The sequence below is a fragment of the Helicobacter ibis genome, assembly GCF_027859255.1.
Taxonomy (GTDB): domain Bacteria; phylum Campylobacterota; class Campylobacteria; order Campylobacterales; family Helicobacteraceae; genus Helicobacter_D; species Helicobacter_D ibis.
This window is the reverse complement of record NZ_JAQHXR010000008.1, coordinates 24918-31000: the sequence shown is the minus strand read 5'-3', so window position 1 is coordinate 31000 and position 6083 is coordinate 24918. Positions and strand designations below refer to the sequence as shown.

Annotated in this window: 5 protein-coding genes; 4 read left to right on the top strand and 1 reads right to left on the bottom strand. The window is 29.8% G+C overall.

Annotation, left to right across the window (positions count from 1 at the left end):
- A partial coding sequence (locus tag PF021_RS08355; protein ID WP_271022032.1) for a PDC sensor domain-containing protein occupies positions 1 to 886 on the bottom strand: 886 nt, incomplete at its 3' end.
- Positions 887 to 1334: 448 nt separating this feature from the next.
- Here PF021_RS08355 and nikA point away from each other — a divergent pair.
- From nikA to PF021_RS08335, 4 genes are read left to right on the top strand one after another with little or no spacing between them, the layout of a single operon-like run.
- Complete coding sequence (gene nikA / locus PF021_RS08350; protein ID WP_271022031.1) at positions 1335 to 2858, top strand: nickel ABC transporter substrate-binding protein; 1524 nt, start codon at positions 1335 to 1337, stop codon at positions 2856 to 2858.
- A complete protein-coding gene (locus tag PF021_RS08345) occupies positions 2858 to 3802 on the top strand; it encodes an ABC transporter permease subunit (protein ID WP_271022030.1) in 945 nt (314 codons plus the stop codon). Before nikA ends, PF021_RS08345 begins: the two co-directional genes overlap by 1 nt.
- A complete protein-coding gene (gene nikC, locus PF021_RS08340) occupies positions 3792 to 4595 on the top strand; it encodes a nickel ABC transporter permease subunit NikC (RefSeq protein ID WP_271022029.1) in 804 nt (267 codons plus the stop codon). Before PF021_RS08345 ends, nikC begins: the two co-directional genes overlap by 11 nt.
- Positions 4595 to 6037, top strand: a complete 1443-nt coding sequence (locus tag PF021_RS08335; protein WP_271022028.1) for an ABC transporter ATP-binding protein — start codon at positions 4595 to 4597, stop codon at positions 6035 to 6037. The genes nikC and PF021_RS08335 overlap by 1 nt, the downstream gene beginning before the upstream one ends.
- The last annotated feature ends 46 nt before the right edge of the window (positions 6038 to 6083 follow it).

Genomic DNA, 6083 nt, shown 5'->3' with positions numbered 1-6083 from the left:
TTATAGCTATTGGTTTAGGAGCTTGTTTTGATTCATAGTTTATGTATTTAAAGAATGAAAGTAGACCTTGTTGGATAAATTGCAATGGAGTTAGCATACGAGATATTATGAAATATAATAGAATTATACTAGCTAAGCTTGTAAAAACAACGATGACAGATTGTATGTAGGCTATTCTTTCTACTGGTTCTTCTACTTCATCAACACTTTCAGATATACAAATACCATATTCAGATACAGAAGTACATACAACAAATCTCTCGCTACCATCAGACCTTATATAGTTGAATGGTTCATAGTCCTTATATTTTTTTCTAAGTTCAGAAATAGTCTTAATATCAGGATTAACTTCACCCTCCTTTTTTGGCAATAAAGTTTCATCATTACTAACAAAAACTATAGCGTTTTTATCAAAAGCAAATATTCTTCCAGGGTTATGCTTAAAAGATTCTTGCAAATCATTAACTAGCACATCTATTGCTAAAACACCAACAAATTTACCTTCATCATAAATTGATTTAGCATATGTAAAAGTAGAAAGTCCAGTAGTGACATCTATATATGGTGCTGTTATATAAACTTTATCTGACTTAGTAGCTCCAATATACCAGTCTCTAGTTCTAGCATCGTAGTTTTGTGCCTTACCATATATTACTGCATCTTCATTAGCTGCATCTGCCTCAGCATCATTTACAACTATCTCCCCAGTCGGGTGAGCTATATAAACACCTAAATAATTGCCCGCATCTCTATACGATTTCAAAATTACACCAATATTTCTCTTTAAGCTTTCCAGTGAAGATAAATCATCATAATCAAAATTGGTTGTAATATGTTTCACTAAAGATGCTAAATTATTAACATTATCATTATCAAAGCTATACATGGAATACTGCGATACCTTAACATAATTGGTTTCGCTTTTTATTGTTTCTTCGAACACTATGTCTTTAACAAAAATAAATGTGATAACACCTAAAATAAGTAAACATACTACTGCGATAGCATTAGATGCTAGAGATAATTTCAATTTTACACTATTCATAATTGTGACACCTCCAAATTAATACAAATTTTTACAATATTTTAAATGTCCAACTAAACAATCTTTAGCAAATAACTGGACATCTAATATTAACAAGATATAAGCAGTTTTAGATTCTATCAAAATCTAACTTAAATTTTATTACATAGTTTATTATTTGCTAGTGCAGATTAAACTACTTATTGTAATAATTTGTACCTAGACTTAAATCTTGGGTCTTAAGAATTTTGTTGTTATACTTTATGGTCAAAAAATTAAATAATACTTAACTTAAGGAGTTTAATTATCAATGAAACACTTGGCTTTAAGAAATATAACCAAAGGAATTTTTATTATAATTGTTAGTATTAATTTAACTCCACTGTATTCAAAAGAGATTGTTGGTGCATGGGATACAAATATTGGACATTTAAATCCACATCTATATTCTCCAAATCAAATGTATGCACAAATAATGGTGTATGAACCATTGGTAAAATATGAGGATGGGAAATTTGTTGGGGGAATTGCAAGAGAATGGAGAATAAGCAATGATGGTAAAACATATACTTTTAAAATAGATAATAATTTACATTTCTCAAATGGTAACAGGCTAGATTCATATGCAGTTGAAGCAAACTTCAAAGCAATTTTAGAGAACGCAACAAGACATTCTTGGCTTGGACTTACAGACAAGATCCAAAGCGCAAAAGCAATAGATGAAAATACATTTGAGCTAAAATTAAGCTCCCCATACATAGCCACACTAAATGAACTTTCTCTACCAAGGCCATTTAGAATAATCGATCCAAGCTCGATGATAGATGGTAGCACAAAAGATGGCATAAAAAGTCCGGTAGGTAGTGGTCCATGGGTATTAAAAGAAAGCATACTAGGTATAAAAGATGTCTTTGTTCCAAATCCATACTATCATAAAAAGTCGGAAATATCACAATTAACGATGAAAATAATCCCAGATCCAAATTCTAGAATCTTGGCTTTAAAAAGTGGAGGGATCGATATATTAGTTGGCAAGGATATGATTTCAAGAGAAAGTTTTAAGATTCTGCAAAAGGATACAAGATATACTCTTACACAATCGATACCTCAAGGAACTTTTAATCTTGTTATAAACTCAAAAACAATAAGTGATCCAAATATAAGAAAAGCAATAATTCTAACAATCAATAAAGATGAGATATGGGATAAGATCTTGCTTCAAATAGACAAAAAAGCGGAAAATCTTTTTCAAAGGAATTTAGAATTTTGTGATGTAGAACTAAGTAAGCAGGAATTTAATTTACAAAAAAGTAAAGAGGTATTGAAAAATACAAATTATAAAAATAAGGCAATAAGATTGGTTTATATCGCAAATAATCCAATTCAAAAGTCAATAGCACAAAGCATACAAAATGAAGCATTGAAAGTTGGAATAAATATACAGCTAGATTCAAGCGAGCCAATTGCATTTTATCAAAGGCAAAAAAATGGAGATTTTGATTTGATATTTAACGAAACATGGGGAAATCCATTTGATCCGCATTCATTTATATCGTCTATGCTAATACCTTCTCATGCAGATTATGCAGCACAAGATGGTTTGGAAAATAAAGACATTATAAGAGGATTAATAAAGTCTATACTAAACGCAGACAATAAAGACAAAATACAAAAAGGATATAAAAGTTTGCTGACTTTATTAAATAATAGCAATATATACATACCATTAAGCTATGGAGTGGTACTAGGGGTGTTTAATAATAAAAAGATTAAATCTTATAAAAGTGGTGATATGGAATATGAGTTTAGATTCGAGGATATAAAGATTAGATAATGTTTTTATTTATTATTAGAAGAATCCTAACTTTAATTCCAATACTGCTTGCTGTGTCATTTATTGTTTTTGGAATTTTAAGGCTAAGCCCAATTGACCCTGCATTTGCATATCTAACACAATCACAAATACCACCAACACAAGAAGCACTAGAGCTAACAAGAATCGAGCTTGGACTTGATAAGCCTTTTTTTGTTCAATATGGAATCTGGCTAAAAAATATACTCTCTTTTGACTTTGGAATCTCATATGTTACAAAGCGACCGGTGCTTGATGATATTTTGTATTACCTGCCTACAACGCTGAATTTAGCGTTTTTATCAATGTTTGTTGTGATTATCTTTGGTATAGCTTTAGGTGTGCTAGGAGCAATAAAAAAAGATTCCATTATTGATAAATCTCTTGGTGTGTTTTCATTTTTTTGTGTGTCTATGCCTAGTTTTTGGTTTGGATTCTGCCTTATTTATGTATTTACTATTTACTTTGGGATTCTATCTCCCTATGAAGAGTTATCATTGTATAGCTATATTTTACCAGTTACTACGCTTAGCCTTATGTCTTTAGGAATTAATACTAGGCTAGTTAGGGTTAGTTTTTTAGAACACAAATCACAAAGGAGCACACTATATGCACTAGCAAGGAATCTAAATAAATCAACAATAAATAAAAAAGTCTTATACACTTCACTATTACCTATTGTTACTTCATTAGGCATGCACTTTGGTGAGCTTTTAGGCGGTGCTGTTGTAGTTGAGATTCTATTTGGATTACCAGGTTTTGGCAGATATGCAGTAAGTGCTATATATAGTCATGATTATCCTGTAATTCAAGCTTTTATGATAATTATGGTGCTAATTTTTGTGATATTAAATTTGATGGTTGATATACTTCTTGCGTATCTAAACCCACAAATAAGATATCAAAAGGCAAAAAATGAAGCTTAAAATATCAGCTACACTAAGCATAATAATAATATTAATTGCAATTTTTGCTCCATTGATCTTTGATCATGATCCAAATTATGGTGATTTGCAAAATAAATTTTTACCTATTAGTAGTGAGCATTTGCTTGGTACGGATCATTTAGGTAGAGATATTTTAAGTAGATTAGGGCATGGTGCTAGAATCTCATTTTTTAGTGTATTTGCTATTTCTCTATTAATTGTAGTTAGCTCATTTTTTATAGGGATATTATCTGGCTATAAGGGAGGAATTGTAGATAATATTTTAATGAGAATCTGCGATGTGTTTTTGACTTTTCCAACTTTTATTTTGGCATTATTTTTTATAGCTATTTTTGGGGTTGGGCTATTAAATGTAATTTTAGCTATATTTATGACACACTGGGCTTGGTATGCAAGAATGGTAAGAAGCATAACGCTAGAGATAAAATCACAAAATCATATCTTGGCAGCCAAAATGCTGGGTGATAGTGAGTTTAAAATAATGAGACAACACATTTTGCCTGTCGTGTTTTCTCAAATGATAATTTTAATAACACTTGACTTTGGGCATATGCTTTTACATGTATCTTCTTTGTCATTTTTGGGACTTGGAGTAAAAGCACCTACTGCAGAATGGGGGGTTATGATTCAAGACTTTGCGCCATATATTATGGAGTATCCACATTTGATGATATATCCCGGACTTTGCATTTTTGTATCAGTTGCAATTTTTAATACACTAGGAGAAGCCTTAAGAGATAGATATGCAATACAATCAGTAAGGTTTCATTAATGATAGAAATACAAAACATAAATCTCTATACAAAAAAAAAGCATATTCTAAAAAATATAAATCTAAATATAAATAGTGGTGAGAAGGTTGCCCTACTTGGTGCAAGTGGTAGTGGCAAAAGTATGCTAATGCAGAGTATTTTAGGGATATTGCTAGAAGATATGAAATTAGATGGAAACATAGAAACAAATGAAAAATTTGGTGTAATTTTACAAAATCCATCTAGTTGCTTTTTTAATACATGTACTATTAAAGAACATTTTTTGGAGACATTTAAAGCGCATAACATAAAAGAATATAACTATGGCTTAGAATATCTAAATTTAGATGCATTAGTGTTAGAAGCTTATCCATTTATGCTAAGCGGTGGGACATTGCAAAAAATAATGATATCTTTAGCATTAAGCATTAATCCTAGCTTTATCTTAGCAGATGAGCCAACTAGCAATTTAGATAGTGCTACAACTAAAAACTTGATTGATTTGATTTTAGAACAACAAGAAAATCTTAGATTTGGACTTTTGTTCATAACTCATGATATATCTTTAGCAAAATATATTGCAGATAGGATAATAATAATCGATAATGGAGAAATAATAGAGCAAAATGCAAAAACACAGATTATCACAACTCCACAACACAATAAAACAAAAGAGTTGCTAAATGAAGATAAAAAACTAGCCTTTATAGAAAAAAAAGAAAAAACAACAAATACACACAAACTAATAAGTGTAAAAAATTTAAAAAAATCATACACAAGTGGTGGGTTTTTTAACAAGGCAAAAATAAATTATGTGCTAGATGATATTAGCTTTGATTTATTTTATAAAAATAATTTAGGAATCTTAGGAAAAAATGGTACAGGAAAATCAACAATAACAAAAATTCTACTAGGCTTAGAATCTTATGATAGCGGGGAGATAGAGATTTTAAACCATAATATAAAAGGTAATTTTCCAAAAGAATTAAGAAAAGATATTCAAAGTATTTTTCAAGATTCAAGCTATATAAATCCAAAACAAAGTGCAATAGATTCTATTTTAGAAGGATTAGAAAACTTCACACACATACAAAATAGAGAAAAAAAAGCAGAAGAATTATTAAAATTAGTGAAACTAGATTCAAGCTATATGCACAAAAAAAATGCCTACTTTAGTGGTGGAGAGCAACAAAGAATAGCTTTAGCTAGAATCTTGGCACTAGAGCCAAAAATAATAATATTAGATGAAGCAATAAGTAGCCTTGATGCACATTTGCAATATAAAATGATAGAACTATTTAAAAATATACAAAAAGAAAAAAATATTACTTTTATAGTTGTATCACATGATATTCGGATTATTTTACAATTATGCAATGAAGTTATAATCTTAGATAATGGGAAAGTTTCGCTAAAAACAAGTGCAGACAATATAGAGCAAATCAAGGAGAAGCTAGATTAAAAATTATAATTTCACTTATGCTATAATCTGTGCAATTTTATTTTAA

Excerpts from the sequence above, each read along its gene's own strand:
- nikC (WP_271022029.1), top strand. The coding sequence starts at position 3,792 with ATGAAGCTTAAAATATCAGCTACACTAAGCATAATAATAATATTAATT.
- PF021_RS08335 (WP_271022028.1), top strand. The coding sequence starts at position 4,595 with ATGATAGAAATACAAAACATAAATCTCTATACAAAAAAAAAGCATATT.
- PF021_RS08345 (WP_271022030.1), top strand. The coding sequence starts at position 2,858 with ATGTTTTTATTTATTATTAGAAGAATCCTAACTTTAATTCCAATACTG.
- nikA (WP_271022031.1), top strand. The coding sequence starts at position 1,335 with ATGAAACACTTGGCTTTAAGAAATATAACCAAAGGAATTTTTATTATA.